Annotated in this window: 15 protein-coding genes; 5 read left to right on the plus strand and 10 right to left on the minus strand. The window is 54.6% G+C overall.

Annotated elements, in window-relative coordinates; translation table 11 throughout:
* Nucleotides 1-388 precede the first annotated feature (388 nt).
* On the plus strand, nucleotides 389-3,085 hold the full coding sequence (locus ASE07_RS15805; RefSeq protein WP_162256892.1) for a bifunctional diguanylate cyclase/phosphodiesterase: 2,697 nt from the start codon (nucleotides 389-391) through the stop codon (nucleotides 3,083-3,085).
* Nucleotides 3,086-3,258: 173 nt separating this feature from the next.
* On the opposite strand, the gene ASE07_RS15810 is transcribed toward ASE07_RS15805, so the two are convergent.
* Together ASE07_RS15810 and ASE07_RS15815 are read right to left on the minus strand one after the other, a co-directional pair.
* A complete protein-coding gene (locus tag ASE07_RS15810) occupies nucleotides 3,259-3,708 on the minus strand; it encodes a cache domain-containing protein (protein WP_057291799.1) in 450 nt (149 codons plus the stop codon).
* A 152-nt stretch (nucleotides 3,709-3,860) separates the two neighbouring features.
* Nucleotides 3,861-4,748: a LysR family transcriptional regulator gene (locus tag ASE07_RS15815; RefSeq protein ID WP_057291800.1), complete on the minus strand. Its 888-nt coding sequence runs from the start codon at nucleotides 4,746-4,748 to the stop codon at nucleotides 3,861-3,863.
* A 96-nt stretch (nucleotides 4,749-4,844) separates the two neighbouring features.
* Here ASE07_RS15815 and ASE07_RS15820 point away from each other — a divergent pair, with 96 nt between their 5' ends.
* From ASE07_RS15820 to ASE07_RS15830, 3 genes are read left to right on the plus strand one after another with little or no spacing between them, the layout of a single operon-like run.
* On the plus strand, nucleotides 4,845-5,999 hold the full coding sequence (locus ASE07_RS15820; RefSeq protein WP_057291801.1) for a muconate/chloromuconate family cycloisomerase: 1,155 nt from the start codon (nucleotides 4,845-4,847) through the stop codon (nucleotides 5,997-5,999).
* 51 nt (nucleotides 6,000-6,050) lie between these two features.
* A complete protein-coding gene (gene catC, locus ASE07_RS15825; RefSeq protein ID WP_057291802.1) occupies nucleotides 6,051-6,329 on the plus strand; it encodes a muconolactone Delta-isomerase in 279 nt (92 codons plus the stop codon).
* Nucleotides 6,330-6,357: 28 nt separating this feature from the next.
* Nucleotides 6,358-7,329 (plus strand): Bug family tripartite tricarboxylate transporter substrate binding protein, encoded by a 972-nt coding sequence (locus tag ASE07_RS15830; protein ID WP_057291803.1) that lies wholly within the window; start codon nucleotides 6,358-6,360, stop codon nucleotides 7,327-7,329.
* A 114-nt stretch (nucleotides 7,330-7,443) separates the two neighbouring features.
* On the opposite strand, the gene ASE07_RS15835 is transcribed toward ASE07_RS15830, so the two are convergent.
* Genes ASE07_RS15835 through ASE07_RS15870 form a run of 8 tightly spaced genes read right to left on the minus strand, consistent with a single transcriptional unit; the run spans nucleotide 7,444 to nucleotide 14,616 of the window.
* On the minus strand, nucleotides 7,444-8,376 hold the full coding sequence (locus ASE07_RS15835; RefSeq protein WP_057291804.1) for an ACP S-malonyltransferase: 933 nt from the start codon (nucleotides 8,374-8,376) through the stop codon (nucleotides 7,444-7,446).
* On the minus strand, nucleotides 8,376-9,377 hold the full coding sequence (gene mdcB, locus ASE07_RS15840; protein ID WP_082584193.1) for a triphosphoribosyl-dephospho-CoA synthase MdcB: 1,002 nt from the start codon (nucleotides 9,375-9,377) through the stop codon (nucleotides 8,376-8,378). Before mdcB ends, ASE07_RS15835 begins: the two co-directional genes overlap by 1 nt.
* A complete protein-coding gene (gene mdcG / locus ASE07_RS15845) occupies nucleotides 9,365-10,051 on the minus strand; it encodes a malonate decarboxylase holo-[acyl-carrier-protein] synthase (protein ID WP_057291805.1) in 687 nt (228 codons plus the stop codon). Before mdcG ends, mdcB begins: the two co-directional genes overlap by 13 nt.
* Nucleotides 10,029-10,745, minus strand: coding sequence for a biotin-independent malonate decarboxylase subunit gamma (gene mdcE, locus ASE07_RS15850; protein ID WP_057291806.1), 717 nt, complete (start codon nucleotides 10,743-10,745; stop codon nucleotides 10,029-10,031). Before mdcE ends, mdcG begins: the two co-directional genes overlap by 23 nt.
* 2 nt (nucleotides 10,746-10,747) lie before the next feature.
* Nucleotides 10,748-11,641, minus strand: a complete 894-nt coding sequence (locus ASE07_RS15855) for a biotin-independent malonate decarboxylase subunit beta (protein ID WP_057291807.1) — start codon at nucleotides 11,639-11,641, stop codon at nucleotides 10,748-10,750.
* Nucleotides 11,638-11,952: a malonate decarboxylase acyl carrier protein gene (gene mdcC, locus ASE07_RS15860; RefSeq protein WP_057291808.1), complete on the minus strand. Its 315-nt coding sequence runs from the start codon at nucleotides 11,950-11,952 to the stop codon at nucleotides 11,638-11,640. Before mdcC ends, ASE07_RS15855 begins: the two co-directional genes overlap by 4 nt.
* A gap of 6 nt (nucleotides 11,953-11,958) precedes the next feature.
* Complete coding sequence (gene mdcA / locus ASE07_RS15865; RefSeq protein WP_057291809.1) at nucleotides 11,959-13,626, minus strand: malonate decarboxylase subunit alpha; 1,668 nt, start codon at nucleotides 13,624-13,626, stop codon at nucleotides 11,959-11,961.
* A 24-nt stretch (nucleotides 13,627-13,650) separates the two neighbouring features.
* Complete coding sequence (locus tag ASE07_RS15870; RefSeq protein WP_057291810.1) at nucleotides 13,651-14,616, minus strand: Bug family tripartite tricarboxylate transporter substrate binding protein; 966 nt, start codon at nucleotides 14,614-14,616, stop codon at nucleotides 13,651-13,653.
* A 281-nt stretch (nucleotides 14,617-14,897) separates the two neighbouring features.
* On the opposite strand from ASE07_RS15870, the gene ASE07_RS15875 reads away from it, so the two are divergent.
* The gene (locus ASE07_RS15875; RefSeq protein WP_057291811.1) at nucleotides 14,898-15,560 is read left to right on the plus strand and encodes a GntR family transcriptional regulator; all 663 of its coding nucleotides are present in this window, start codon (nucleotides 14,898-14,900) and stop codon (nucleotides 15,558-15,560) included.
* Nucleotides 15,561-15,895 lie beyond the last annotated feature (335 nt).

The following is a 15,895-nucleotide window of genomic DNA, read 5'->3' on the forward strand; positions in this document are numbered from 1 at the left end:
ATATACGACTGCAGGCTTCTCCCTAATGTCATTCCCGTCGGTCAGTCTCTTGTACTTTGGAGGGAGTCCATATATGTCACGTTATAGCTTGGGATTGGTATAACGTTGAATGCCGATTGGATTTCTGCCCTGTCACGGCAGACCGAATCCGGTTTGATAAACCCTCCTGATCTACGGTTTTTCTTTCCCGCCAAACCCGCCCGGCTCGCGCCGCGGTGTTTGTCATAGGCTCGTACCGTAAACAATGACGGAATCTAACGTACGTCATAACCCAAGGCGTGGATTTTCATGAAGCTATGTAGATATGGCAAATTTGCAAAAAATTACATATTTGCAATTGACGCCTTGATGTTACCAGTGAGAAAGCATCACAATGATGTGGTATCGCATGACATCCCGTATTAGTCGGTTCTGGCTTTCAAACCCTGACGAGAGTGGATTCGTGCGTCATAGCACTCTCCTTCTTGTTGCCTGGTTTATCGTCAGCCTGATGGTCCTTGCAACTGGATGGGCTACATTAGAAAAGAGTTTACGGAGTCAAAAGCAGGCTGCCGAGACGACTGCGCTACGCCACGCTGAGTTGCTCGCCGACGCATATGCCGAACGCCTGCATCGCTCACTTCAGGCGATTGACCAAATTACGCTTTACGTGAAGCATGGTTGGGAAAAAGCGGGAACAAGCTTTCATTTGGAAAGTATTGCCGAATCCGGAAATATCGCAGCGAGCGCTGGATTCTACGTAAGCATTGTCGACCGCTACGGTTTTTTGTTATCCAGTACGATCCTCAATCCCTTGCCTGCGAATGCCAGGAACCGAGCTTATTTTTCTCAGCAAGAACGCTCCGGGACCGATTTTCTATACATAGGCTATCCCGTACAGGGGATATTCACAAATCAAACTGTCGTGCATTTCAGCCGAAAATTGATGACGGAAGACGGCTCTTTTAATGGAGTCGTTATTGTGGCAGTCGAACCATCATTTTTCATTACACAGTTTGATGAAGGCGTGATAAATAATAACCGGCTATTGACTATTCTGGATACCGACAGAACTGTTCACATCGCCCGGGTTGGCGAGAGAATCTTTGACGCTACTCATCAGCCTGTCTCCAATCTCCTTCCAATAAGTGGAACAAAGGGGCAAAAGATATTGCCAGGTGAGCCCTGGTTCTCGGATAAGCGTAGTCGGTATGTGGCGTGGCACACTACCGAAGGTTACGGAATGATAGCCTTAGCCGGAATTGATCAACAAGAAGTCCTGGCGCCATATGAAGGTCAACGTCACCGTAGCTATTTATACGCAGGTATCGCAAGCGCACTTCTGATAGCTTTTTCGTTGTTCGGTACGCTCGCTTTCGCTAGACTGCGTTGGCGCAAGCATCAATTGGACGCGATGCGGGAAACCTATCGCGCCGCTACAGAGGGCGGTCAAGAGGGCTTTTATATTGCGCGACCTGTCGAAAATAGCGATGGCCACATAGCGGATTTTAAGTTTGTCGACTGTAACGAGCGTGGCGCGACGATTTTAAGACACCGGCGAAACGAACTCATTGGTAAAACTATTCGTACTGTTTACCACGGAGACGCAGGAAAAGGCACTATGCAGTTGCTGAGGCACGCAATGACTACAGGCCACTTCGCCGGTGAAATCGAGGCCCGTATCGGGGACCCATCGGGGTTGTCATGGCTATACGTTACCGTATCGAAACCTGACGGCGACCTCGCGGTTACGTTAAGAGACATAAGCGATATCAAAAAGCATGTTTCCGAACTCGAGCGCCGTAGCAATGAAGACACGCTGACGGGTTTGCCGAACCGGCTATGGATTAACAACTATCTCCCAGGCGCCCTCGAATCAGCACGACATAGCGGGAAAATGCTGGCGCTTCTGTTCATTGACCTGGACGGATTCAAGTCAATCAACGACACCATGGGACACGAAGCGGGCGACGAACTTTTGCGCAATGCGGGCCATCGTCTCAAGGATGCGATTCGCCCTCACGACTATGTCGTGCGAATTGGTGGTGACGAGTTTGTAGTCATTGTAGAAAACATGGCACACAAGATCGATGCGGCACACGTTGCTGAGCGCATATTGAAGTCGTTCCAGGAATCTTTTCGCCTGTCTAAGGGCATGCATTCGGTTGGCACGTCGATTGGCATCAGCGTTTTCCCGGAAGATGGACAGGATGCAGATTCGCTTCTCAAAAATGCCGATATGGCGATGTACGCCGTCAAGACCAGCGGAAAGCGTAACTATCAATTTTTTGATGTGCATTTTGCCGAGGCAGTGCAATCGAAGCATCAATGCGAAATGGAACTTCAGTACGCACTGGAGCATGACCAGTTCGTTATGCATTACCAGCCACGGGTCGATATGACGTCTGGGGAGATATCGAGTATGGAAGCATTGGTTCGGTGGGCCCATCCGACCAGAGGCTTGGTGGATCCCTCCGCTTTCATTCCTGTCGCAGAAGAAACCGGCTTAATTATTCAACTGGGTGAACAAGTCATTGATAAGGTATGCGCGCAATTGGCATTCTGGGCACGCACAGGACAAAAATTGGTGCCGATATCTATCAACGTATCTCCGAAACAATTTCAGGAGATAGATGTTGCCGACACCCTGGCTTTGGCACTTTCGCGTTATCACGTCCCGGCCAGCTTAATTGAACTGGAACTGACCGAATCCACGATGATGGAGAATAGGCCGGCGATGGCCGACGCACTTCATAAACTACAAGCGATGGGCGTGACCTTGCTGGTTGACGACTTTGGAACGGGCTACTCATCCCTGTCTCAGCTGCAGGAGCTGGATTTCGACGTCCTGAAGGTCGACAAGGCATTTACAGCCCGGCTTGAAAAGCACCCCGAAGGAAAAATATTTTTTACGGCGATTATCACAATGGCCCACTCCCTGGGAATGCGAGTTGTCGCTGAAGGCGTAGAAACACTTGAACAGTTAAAATCTTTAAAAGAATTGCATTGTGATGAAGTACAGGGCTACTTCATATCAAGGCCGCTTGCGCCTTCAGAGCGGCAGCCAGGTACCTATGACACTGCAGCGGGATTCGGTGTTTGGTAGCTGACTGCCAAAGTGCAGCCTCGTCGAACTTTGAAGACCTTCTGGTGTAACGATGTCACCCGTACGGTGAATGCTTGCTTTTTAAACTAGAGTAGCCAACATGAGCATCTTATGTGCCAGTTGGAGACACCGAACTGGCTCTTCGATCGTCTCCCTTTCCCAATGACGCGGCTTTACTTCTTATATATTCCTGCACCCACGACGAGATCGTCGATTTTCTCAACGTAGGTTGACTTGTTGTCGATCGCCTTTGTGCTAGGATTCACCCATTTATAATCAACCCAGCCGTTACCTTTGGCTTTAGCGAGGTCCGTGTACTCTTTGACGAAAAGCTTACCGTCCGCATCCTTCAGGTCCATTAGATTTTTCCCGATCAACTTTGAATTCGCTCCGTGAGCGACCATCTTGCCTTGCATATCGCTGACGAAGATATATAACTCACCCTTTGCAAAGTTACCAGTTGGATTATTGAAGTCGGCGAAAGCTTTTTCCTTACCGTTTTCCTTAATGTGCGCTACTGCTTTTTTTACCATTGCTGTTGCGTTGGCAGCATCGTCAGCGAACGCTTGGGTTGAGAGTGCGAACGCAGCCAACGCGAAAGCCGCGTATTTCAGAATTGTCATACCAGTCTCCACAATCTACTTTTAAGTTATCACGCGAATCATTTCCACAAAGAAATATTACTTGGTAATCGGCTTTGAGTCACTTCACATTTTGTGGCGATGTATAACTGCAACGGTCCTGGCAAAATTAACTTCTGACGCAGATCCGAATCTCACTTAGTTACTTTATATTCGTCTACAAATTGAAAAAACCGGGCGAGGTCCCGCGACGCGTCATCGGTGCGGAAGTTCATGATAATTGGCGATGTGACGCCTGCATCTGCAACCGGACGGTAGACGACATCATCACGTCGCAAGCGCTGGACGGAACTTGGGACCAGCGTTACGCCGATTCCTGCAGCAACCAGGCCAATGGCGGTCTGCATTTCGTTAGCCTCCACAACTGAGCCCAGATTGAGCCCATGCGAGCGGAAATGCTGCAATACATGATCTGCGTAACTGGGGCGCGGCTTGGCGGGATAGAGGATAAACTGCTCCGTTGCGAGCCGCTTCAGGCTAAGACGCGCATGCCTTAATAAAGGATGGCGCAATGGCAAGGCCACGACGAGCGGTTCGTCTTCAATAACGTCGCATACCAGCTCTGGATCGTTGAGCATAAGTCGCCCGATGCCGACGTCAATCCTCCCTGCCTTCAATGCTTCGCTTTGTTCAATGGTGGTCATTTCCGACAGGATGACTTCCACGCCATTACTTGCCTTGCGGTAGCTGCGAATGAGTTCCGGAAAGAATCCGTACAGTACCGACGGAACAAATCCAATCCCGAACCACCGATGTCGCCCTTGCCCGATTCGGTGTGTCGCCTGCTGAATCTCATCGATTCTCGCAAGTACCTGTATGCATTGCTGAAGAAAAAACGATCCGGCCTTGGTCAATGCCAGCGGCCTCGCGCTACGGTCAATGAGTTGCACACCCAGTTCGTCCTCCAGTTGCCGTATCTGACGTGACAGCGGCGGCTGTGCGATATGCAACAATTCTGCCGCACGGCTAAAGTTCAGGGTCTTTCCTACTGCTTCGAAATAACGTAAATGCCGCAGTTCCACAATACCTCCAGGGTATAGCACGGTAGCTAAATGATATTAGACTCGGGGTGCCGTAAAACTTACCATTGGCGCATCCATATCGTCATTTATTTAAAAATGCTCAATAAATCGAATCGCCCTTGTATCACGGCACTTGAGGCAATTATCGTCGACCTTCCGACTATTCGCGAACATCGCCTTGCGATGACGACGATGAGCCGCCAGACGCTGGTGATTGTTCGCCTGCGCTGCGATGATGGCATTGAAGGTATCGGTGAGGCGACCACTATTGGCGGTCTCAGCTACGGCGACCAAAGCCCCGAATCGATCAAGCTGACCCTTGATCACTACATCAGTCCGCTGGTCATCGGCATGGATGCCACGAGCGCGAATGCCGTGCTGGCGCAAATTGATCTCTCCATACAGGGAAATGCTCTCGCAAAATCCGCGCTGGAAACTGCCCTGCTGGATGCCCAGGGCAAGCGCCTGGGCGTTCCGGTGCATGCCCTGCTTGGCGGCGCTGTGCGCAATTCCCTACCTGTTCTCTGGACGCTGGCCAGCGGCGACAGCGCCCGCGATATCGAAGAAGCCAAGCAACTACTCGAGATCCGCCGTCACAAGGTCTTCAAGCTCAAGATCGGCAAACGCAGTCCGCGTCAGGATATCGAACACGTGGCAGCCATTAAGAATGCTCTCGGCGACCGCGCCGACATTACAGTCGATATCAATCAGGCCTGGAGCGTGGCAACGGCTGCACGGCATATTCCCGACCTGCAGGCTGCCGGTGTGATGCTGGTCGAGCAGCCCATTGCACGTGACAATCGACGGGGCATGGCGCGGCTCGCGCAGATGTTCAACATTCCTATCATGGCGGACGAAGCGGTCAGCACGCCCGCTGACATGTTCGACTATGCGAGCGATGGCGCGGCAGACATCGTTGCACTCAAAATTGCGAAATCAGGGGGACCATTGGGCGTTGTTCGTACGGCAGCTGTTGCCGACGCGGCGGGAATAGGCTGCTATGGCGGCACGCTGCTGGAAGGCACTATCGGAAGCATTGCGTCTGCCCATGCATTTGCTGCCTGCCGGAGAATGGATTGGGGGACGGAATTGTTCGGCCCCCTGCTGTTGAAAGACGATATCGTTGTCGAGCGCGCATCGGTTGTCGATTTCGAGCTCGCCGTGCCTGACGCTCCGGGTCTCGGCGTCGCCATCGATGAAGACAAGCTTGCCCATTACAGGCGCGACAAGACTCGCACCATGGTCGCATGAGAAAAGGCGAGCACGCACGCTGGCACAATCAATAACAGAAAGGAAAGAATCATGCTGTTTCTTGTCCGTATGGATGTCTTATTACCCCCAGATATGCCTTCGGCCATTGCCGATGATATCAAGGCACGCGAGAAGGCCTATGCGCAAGATTTGCAACGCAGCGGCAAGTGGGCCCACTTGTACCGCGTCGTCGGCGAATACGCAAACTACAGTATCTTCGATGTCGAGTCCAATGACGAACTGCATGGCTTGCTGTCTTCGCTTCCCTTGTTTCCCTATATGAAGATCAATGTCACCCCGCTGGCAAAGCATCCATCGTCCATCGTATAACCGAACCACCAGAATTGCAGGAATAAAAATGAAGCATTCCATTATTAAAGCCATTTTCGGCGGCGTGATAGTAAGCACCGCATTCTCCGTCGCAGCCGCCGATGCCTATCCCAGCAAAACCATCAAATGGGTGGTGCCATTCACCCCCGGCGGCGCGATGGACACCATGGCCCGTACATTGGGCGACAAAATGTCGCAAAGCATGAAGCAGCCGATCGTCATCGAAAACCGTCCCGGTGCCGGCGGTGTCATTGGCTCGACCATGGTCGCCAAGTCTGAGCCGGATGGCTACACCATGATGATCGTGTCCATCGGACATGCGGTGAATCCCAGCCTGTATTCCAGGCTTGCCTATGATCCCATCAAGGATTTCGAACCGGTCAGCCTGGTAGGTGTCGTGCCGAACGTACTGGTGGTCAATCCTGCAGTCAAAGCGAACAATGTGTCCGAGCTGATCGCATTGGCGAAACAGCAACCCGGCAAACTGACCTTTGCTTCAGCTGGCAGTGGCACCACCATTCATCTGGCAGGCGAATTGTTTGCTTCCATGGCGAATATCGATATCCTTCACGTTCCCTACAAAGGCAGTGCACCGGCAGTCACGGACCTCATGGGGCGTCAGGTCGATATGATGTTTGACTCGGTGTCGTCCGCCAAACCGTATATCGACTCCGGTCGGCTGAAGCCGCTGGCGGTCACAACCAACAAACGTTCCAGTGTACTGCCGAATGTACCGACCGTTGCAGAGGCAGGCATCAAAGGCTATGAACTCAATGGCTGGTATGCCGTGTTCGTGCCGGCGAAGACGCCGCAGCCCATCGTCAACCGGCTCAACGAAGAACTGGTGAAGGCGCTGAAGCAGCCGGAAGTCAAAGCACGATTCACACAAATCGGTGCGGAGCCGGTCGGTTCTACACCTGCGGAACTTGGCCAGTACCTGAAGGCCGAAACGACTAAATGGTCAGAGATTGTCCGTGCCCGTAATATCAAGGCTGACTGATCGATATTGCCGGTCTCGTTGACTGGAGGCAGTCGCCCAGCGTACCGGGATTGGGATTACATGCTGAAGCGAATTGGATTCGCTTCAGCTATGGTCCCCGTTGTGCTTGACATGTTATTGATCGAAGTGACGCCTGATCCATCGAACAACACCGTCGACAGATCGGAAATCGTCGATAGAGCGGCATTCGATATGGGGATGCGCGCCGTGCAGCATACGCGCCAGCGCGCCGCCCGGACCAAGTTCCAGCGCAACCGTGATGCCTGTTTCCGCACAAGTGTCCATGCAATCCTTCCATCGGATGGTTTCGCTAATCTGTCGTGCGAGCGTGCGGCTCGCCTCGTCGCGGTTTCTGATTGTCGCTCCAGTCAGGCCTGATACCACCGGTATCGTTGGGTCAGACAGACGATGTTTGCCGAGAGCTTCCAGAAATGGGGCAACAGCCGCGTTCATCAGCGGCGTATGAGAAGCAACGCCAACAGGCAGCATGACGGTACGTATTCCCTCTTGCGCCAGTTGGACCGCATAATTCTGTACCTCTTCCTGTAGTCCGCCAACAACCGCGCTATCGTGTCCCGTCTCAATGGCAACAGAAAGTCCGGCGCGTGCGGCAGTGTCACTGATGCGCATGAGGTCGAGACCGGTGACCGCCAGGAGAGCTTGCGGTGGCGAAGATTGAGCACTTGCGTCCATCAGTTGCGCGCGGATATCGGCAAGCATCAGTGTCGCAGCAGGCGCAATGGCACCGGCGACTGCATAGGCGGATAACTCTCCGACGCTATACCCCAGAACCACGGTTGGTGCCGGGAGTTCATGTTTTAGCTTTTCCCAGACAGACAGTGTCGCGGCCACGATCAGCGGCTGTGCAAGCCGATTGGAGAATAGCAGCGTTTCGTTTGCCAGGATCATGTCTAACGGCATAGAAAGCCGCTCCGGCATCGACCAATGTTCGAGCAAGGTATGTGCGTTGGATGACAAGCCCAGCACGTCAAACATACGCGGATGCTGCCTGCCCTGACCCGGACACAAAATCGCCAGCTGTGCCATCACTGTCCCGCTCCGTCGTCATTGAGGCATCGTGCTTTCCCCTGGGCTAACGGTGGTGGGCTATGCCTTCCCATTCTTTTTTCCACCCTGAAAACAAAGCAGGTCGCACCAAGCAGGTCCGCTGCGCCGCCAGGTGACAGTTTTTTTTCGGTAAAACGGCGGTGGCAGGAAATTGCATACTCTCTCCAGTCGGTCGACCCGGTGCCGCCTCGCGCAAGAAAATCCCGCGCGCAGGTTTTGACCATCTGCGCACCGAGGGATCCGCCGCGGTAGTAAACGTTGGTATCGCTGACACTCGCCATCAATGCAAAAAGCGCATCGATACGCGCACGTTCCCAGCAGTCGGTTTTCCCAAGTGTTGTCTTCAGCATCGGCAGCGCAATCTCGAATACCGATGGCATGCCGAGCGCTGCTTCTTCCCGTGCACCTGAAGCGGCATATCGATTCGCCACCTGAATGCCGTGAGAATTGCCCTTGATGTCCTGAGCGTGATGCAGCAGTTCGGCACCCCATTCACTGACAAGTGCCGCCCGGATCGAGGATGCCGAAATCAGGGTTTTCTGCGCGCGACAAACCCCGGCGGAAGCGCAAAGAAGTCCAACTGCAAAGATCGCGCCGCGATGGGTATTGACACCGCCGGTCGCGAGCATCATGCGTTTTTCGGCGGCGATGCCAAGATGTTTAAGTGTAAAAAATGACTGCTGGCGCATCCCGGCTTCGGCCATCCTCACGAAGTAATGACGTAGCGAGAATAAACTGCGTAAAAAGGTCTCGGCCGTCATGTCATCGTGGCTGCCATTGTCCACAAGCGAAACCAATCCGGGTTTTGGATACAAGGATAGCTCGTCGTACAGGCTGACAATCGCAATGCGCCCGACTTCGGCGCAAAACGCGCGATCGCTCAGACTTTTCTCTTGTGCGCAGCTTGCCCTGATTACCGGGTGCGGCTGCACCTTGTGACAATGGGCGAGGACGTCGAAGACGTTGATCAGGCTGTCCATTCTCTCTCATCCAGCGCTGCAAGCAGTTCAGAAGGATGGGCCAGACGCACTCCGTGCAAATGCTTTACGAGGACACGTGTGCCGCGCTGCGCCGTCATCGCAGCATGCCATTCCTTCCATGCGACGCCCTGACCTCCCGGAAAAGCGATCTCACCGTCGAGCGGCAGGGTGACACTCGCCTCCTGCAGCAGATCCAGTCCTGCCGACAACTGTTCTCGGCTCACAGGAGCGAGAAACAAATCTATGTCGGACGCAGGCTTCAGATAATCCATTTCTGTCATGGCTTGCAGCGCGAGCGAGCCATAGACACGCAGAACCATGCCTGCTGCAGATGCCTTTTGGTCCAGAACCGTCAGCGCTTCTTTCCATACCGGCAGCGCTTTTGGGATTGCCGTCGAAAGCGCAAGCGGAGCCGACGTTTGCAGCAGGTGCCTTTTTGATACGCGCAGGCCGATGCGCTTTTTAACACCGCTAACGACATCCGGCGGCAACGCGATACCGAGTGAGCAATCATCCATGCGTGCACCGGCGTCCTGACGGCGCACGGTGGCTGGCCAATTCGTCCGTTGCCAGGAGCGAATAGCGTCGCGGCATTCGGGCGTTGCGGCCTGGATGGCTTCGCGCCAGCCCTCCTCGGCCAGCCATGCAAGACTATGCCGCCCGAGCATGTGCATCAGCGACTACTGCCTGCATGACGCGATGCGCTGAGCGCCTTCCGCCCCGTTCCTCTCCCAGGCTGCTGCGTCTATCCTCAGACGTTGCTGTTTCCAGTGCCCTGGCCAGATTGGCCGCGAGATCGCTTTCCCAGACCGCTTCGATTCCGCCCATCATGAAATAATTGTGGGCGCCGGGCGCGAACACAGGATTGGCTTTTGCAAGTTCCACAAGCCGCTCTTCAGGCACCTTGGTGATGCGCGCCATCGCCGGTAAACCCATCACGCGGATAGTCGCATCCGGAAGTGCGTAACAGGCATCAGCCAGAAGGCCGCTTGTAATGAAGCCGCCCGACAGTGCCTGGTCATACACTAAACCGATCACCTTATGGCCCCGGCACCGTGCGAAGTCTATGCACTTGCCCAGATGCGCCATGTAGCTGTTAATGCCGAGCATCTCGTCGCGGTGGCGCAGGCGCTGTCCTTGTGTATCGACCAGGATAACGATGGGACGCCCCGGATGACGGTCGACTGTATCAAGCACTGCCTTGGCCTGAGCAAGCGCGATTTCCACGCCGATGGGCGCGTGCTCCGTTGTACCGATAACCGTCACCTCGGCGCCAGCCGCGCGCGCCGTGCCGGACAGGAACAAGTCACGTTCGACAATATCGAATCCTTCCGGGAACAGCTGTGATGAGAGCTCTCGCCAATTCATGGTTACTTTCCTATCCGATGACTATCCGCGACAGCCCGGAATGCATCCGCATCCAGCATGGGCAAGGTCGGCGCTGCGGGAATGCCTAGGTCGCTCCAGATTTCAACCGGGTCGGTCCGGGTGCCGAAGTTGGCCAGCCGGCGTTCCAGCATTGCGTTTTCTGCGTGCAGTCCATCCAGAGTCAGTTCTGCGCCTGCGGCGTCCACGAACTGCATCGCATCAAATGCCGCGTTGCGGAATGCGTCGATACTATCCGGCACGATCACCTGGCAATCTCCGAGCAGATACCGGTGCTTGCCACCAGTGGTGCGCCATACCAGCGCCCGGTCACGGGAGTCGAATTCTTCGACGCCGGCCGCGGTTTCGATCACCTCGGGGCCGGACATTGCCAGTCGCCCTTCTTCCGACATCACAACCACATTTGCGCATCGTGCGACGATGCCCATGCCGCCGAAGCAGCCGTTAGCACCTCCGATTAATGCGATGACCGGAATGCCGGCGGCACGGGTTTCAAGTACCGCGCGCATCACTTCCGAGACCGCGATCAGACCGGCGTTGGCCTCATGCAGTCTTACACCGCCGCTTTCGGCAAGGAGAATGACTGCTCCGACCTTTTCTGCCATGGCGCGCTTGAAAAGTCCCACCAGTTTGGCGCCGTGGACCTCGCCGACAGCGCCGCCCATGAATTCGCCTTCCTGCGCCGCTGCAAACACTTTGCGCCCCTGCAGGAGTCCGCTACCGATGACGATGCCGTCATCGAACGACACCGGTGCATCCAGTTGTCCCAGATGAGGACTAATAACGCGCTCGGATGGCGGCAGGAATTCGTGGAAGGTATTCGGGTCCAGGAGTTTGCGGATGCGTGATCGTGCACTCGCTTCCAGATAACTTGTCATGTCTGTTCTCCGAACATGGTTTCGACGGCCTGGTCCATGCGCAGGCTGACTACCGCCGGTGTCGCCCCCATGTCATTGATCGAGATACGCGTGTCAGCCAGCTGCCAGCGCGCATGGAAATCGGACATCACCGCCTGCCAGATTGCTGCGAAGCCAACGGCGGCCGTTTTCACTTCGATCTCGCAGGCCCCGTTCAACGCTGCCGGCTCTATCAGCACCTCCAGGTTCCCCGAACTGACGACACCGACCAGCTCCGTTTTCGTGCCGCTACCGCGGCTGCCATTTTCAAAACGAAAATTTAAGGTTTCCATGTTTGCCTACCAGTTCCTGAATCGCTTTGGCGGGTTGTACAACCCGCCCGAGGCATGCACGAGTTCCTTCATATTCTTTGCAGCCAGGAGATCGCGCGTTGCCTGGCGCTTGTCGATTCCAAGATCTTCGGCGCGCCGGATAATGCCTCGGTCACGCAGGTTTTCCACCGCCCTCTTGTCACGTGCCAGACCGACAGGTGTGTAACCGGCTACGCCGCGGATGGCCTGCTCCCGCTCTTCGTCGCTGCGGCACAGCAACAAGTTGGCGATACCCTCTTCGGTGAGGACATGCGTGACATCGTCGCCATAGATCATGACGGGAGGGATGGCCATGTTCGCCTGCTCTGCCAGTTCCCACGCATCAAGCCTTTCTACGAATGCCGGCTGCATATGCTCGCGAAAGGTCTCCACCATCTGCACAACCAGCTTCTGCCCGCGCGGAATCAGGTTTTTACCATCCCTTGCCTGCCGTCCGGCTTTCAGCCAGGCCGGGCTGACATGTCGCCGCCCGCGTGCGTCGGATCCCATGTTTGGCGCCCCGCCAAAACCGGCGACCCGGCCCAGCGTGGCAGTTGACGAATTGCCCTGTAAATCAATTTGCAGGGTTGAACCGATAAACATGTCGCAGGCGTAGTGTCCGGCTGCCTGGCACAGCGCACGATTACTGCGCATTGAACCGTCCGGACCAACGAAGAAGATATCCGGCCTTGCGCGAATGTATTCTTCCATGCCGAGTTCCGACCCGAAGGAGTGCACCGATTCGACAAAGCCCGCTTCAATTGCGGGAATCAATGCCGGGTGCGGATTGAGCGCCCAATAGCGGGCAATTTTTCCACGCAAGCCGAGCGACTCAGCATAGGTTGGCAACAGCAGTTCAATGGCGGCGGTATCGAAGCCGATACCATGGTTGAGACGCTCGACCTGGTACTCTGCATAGATGCCTTTGATTGCCATCATTGCCATGAGTATCTGGATCTCGGAAATCTGTGCAGGGTCCCTGGTAAACAGCGGCTCGATGTAATAGGGGGCCGGCGACTGCACGACAAAATCGACCCAGTCGGCAGGAATATCTACGCGCGGCAGTGTGTCTTCGATCCGGTTAACCTGCGCAATCACGATACCGCCCTTGAATGCCGTCGCTTCCACGATTGCCGGTGTGTCCTCAGTGTTTGGCCCGGTGTATAAATTACCGTTACGGTCAGCCGCCTCTGCGACAATCAGCGACACACGCGGCGTAAGGTCGATGAAATAACGGGAGAACAGTTCGAGATAGGTGTGGATTGCACCGATGTTGAGCTTTCCGCTCCCGGCAAGCCGCGCAAGCCGGGCGGCCTGCGGCCCGGAAAACGAGAAATCGAGACGATCCGCGATGCCGCGTTCAAAAACATCGAGATGTTCCGGCAACGCAATCACCGACTGGAGGATATGCAACCGGTTAACCCGGCCGGGGTCCAGTGCGGCGAGCGCCTTTGCAAGAAAATCCGCTTGCTTTTGATTGTTTCCCTCGATGCAAACCCTGTCCCCCGGCTCCAGAATCGCATGCAAAAGATCAGCTATACGCCCCGTTGCACAGACCTTGCCGGATAATCCGTCAGCGAGGATGCCCCGGGCGCGACCAAGCCGTGTCGCCCGGTTCGCTTGCTGCTGATTCCATACGCGCTCAAGGGCCCCCATACTTTCTCCTTTTACAGTTCTGCCTTAATCGATCTTTACGTTCGCGGCTTTAACCACCTTGTTCCAGCGTGCAACTTCGGACGCCACCATCGCGCCAAACTCGGATGAGGACATGGTCGGGATGTCTGATCCGCCGTTTTGCCAGTTGGTCTGCAATTCAGAAGAAGCAAGCGCCTTTTTGACTTCTGTCCTCATGCGCTCGACCAGTTCTGGCGGCGTACCCTTTACGGCAAAGAGGCCATACCAGGTCGACACTTCGTAATCAGGCAGGCCGGCCTCGGCCGCTGTGGGAACATTCGGAAATCCAGGAGCACGTTTTGATGCCGCGACGGCCAGTGCCTTGATTTTTCCAGCCTTGATATGGGATGCGGATGAGCCAAGTCCATCGAACATCATGTCAACTTGTCCGGCAACCAAGTCCTGCAACGCTGGGCCAGCACCTTTGTAGGGGATATGCGTCAGTGAAGTTTTGGTCTGAATCTTGAACAATTCACCGGCGAGGTGATGAGAAGTTCCGTTTCCAGCCGAACCGAAATTGACTTTGCCCGGGTTCTTTTGTGCGTACTCGATCAGTCCTTTCAAGTCGTTGACCGGTACTCTTTGCGGATTGACGACGATCACCTGGGGCGGTGTCGCCACGAGAGAAACAGGAATAAAGTCTTTCTGGATGTCGTAATCCAGCTTCGGATAGATGGACGGCGCAATGGCATGGTGCGCCCCGCCCATGAAAAATGTATAGCCGTCAGGAGCGGCCCGGGAAGCCAGGCCGGCACCAAGCGTGCCACCCGCTCCGCCGCGATTATCGATGACGACCGTCTTGCCAAGCTGCTTCGTCAGTTGTGCAGCAAGTGGGCGCGCGAAGGCGTCAGTCCCACCCCCTGCCGGGAACGGCACGATGATGGTTACCGGTCGTGCCGGCCAGTCATTTGCAAGTGCGCCCGCTGAAATCGCGAGGCCAGCGATAAGGAATAACGCCCGTTTGATATTCATAGTCAGTCTCCACCTTGATTGGAAGGGTTGTTGCCGCTTCGCGGTCTGGTTTGGTCTTAAGTTATACAAACCTAATATTCTTGTATACACAAGGACGAAGAAAATATACGCTTATTTTGAATAAAATCAAATTGCAGCGCACAATCGTTCAAAATCGCTTAAATTTCAGATGCGTTATGTCTAAAGGGTGTAACCGATGATTTTGTATGCGCAAGCAAGACGCAACGTATACAAAGACATGGTATGTTGCACTTTTATGACTATCTTCTTGAAAAAATAGTATGACCAGCCGCGCCCAATCCCTGAGAGACGCCATCGAAGAGCAAATTGCCATAGGAAAACTACGTCCCGGGGAGCATCTTGACGAAACCGTGCTTGCCACTCAATTCCGCGTGTCACGGACACCTATTCGGGAAGCACTTATTCAGCTGGCAACCATGGGCTTAGTCGTTATACGGCCCCGCCGCGGCGCGGTGGTGGCGGAAATAGCGCCGCAGCAGCTGGTGGAGATGTTCGAGGTGATGGCCGAACTGGAGGCAATGTGCGGAAGACTGGCTGCGCGACGCATGTTCAGCGAAGAGCATGCAGATCTGCTTAAAGCGCATCAAGCGTGTAAGGAAGCACACGATGAAGGTAATTCCGATGATTACTACTATCAGAACGAAGCATTTCATCAACAAATATATGCCGGCAGTCATAACGCCTTTCTTGCCGAGCAGGCCCGCAATTTACACCGGCGGCTGAGGCCTTATCGTCGTCTCCAGCTCCGGGTGCGAAATCGGATGGCGACTTCATTCACCGAGCACGATGAAATTGTCAAGGCGATCATTGCTGGCAATGGTGAGCGGACGGCACAGTTGCTTCGAGAACACGTTATGATTCAAGGGCAGCGCTTCGCCGACTTGATTGCTTCGTTGTCTCACCTGGCTTCCAAGGCCGCGTGACAACAAGAGTACCGATCAAAACGACGATGGCAAGGCGGGCCGATGAAGAGAGTACAGACGTAAGACCAGGAGACCTCGACGACCCCAAGCAACGCGAGAAGCGGCGTTGTGATAAGCGCACCAAGTATGTTTCATCCGTCCCGATTAAATAGACAGTGCTTGCTAATTAGCAGGCACTAAGCTGAGTGACATCTGACAGCCTCCGTGTGCCTTACCGGTGCGAACTGATTACGATGGTACTTGGCTTGGCGCATGACGATACCGTCGACCGTTGCCGGGAAGGAGTCGATCTCATTAAGATTAGCAATGAGCCGATCGACAGTTGCACACGCCTT

It is taken from the genome of Noviherbaspirillum sp. Root189, from assembly GCF_001428545.1.
Classification (GTDB): Bacteria; Pseudomonadota; Gammaproteobacteria; order Burkholderiales; family Burkholderiaceae_D; genus Noviherbaspirillum.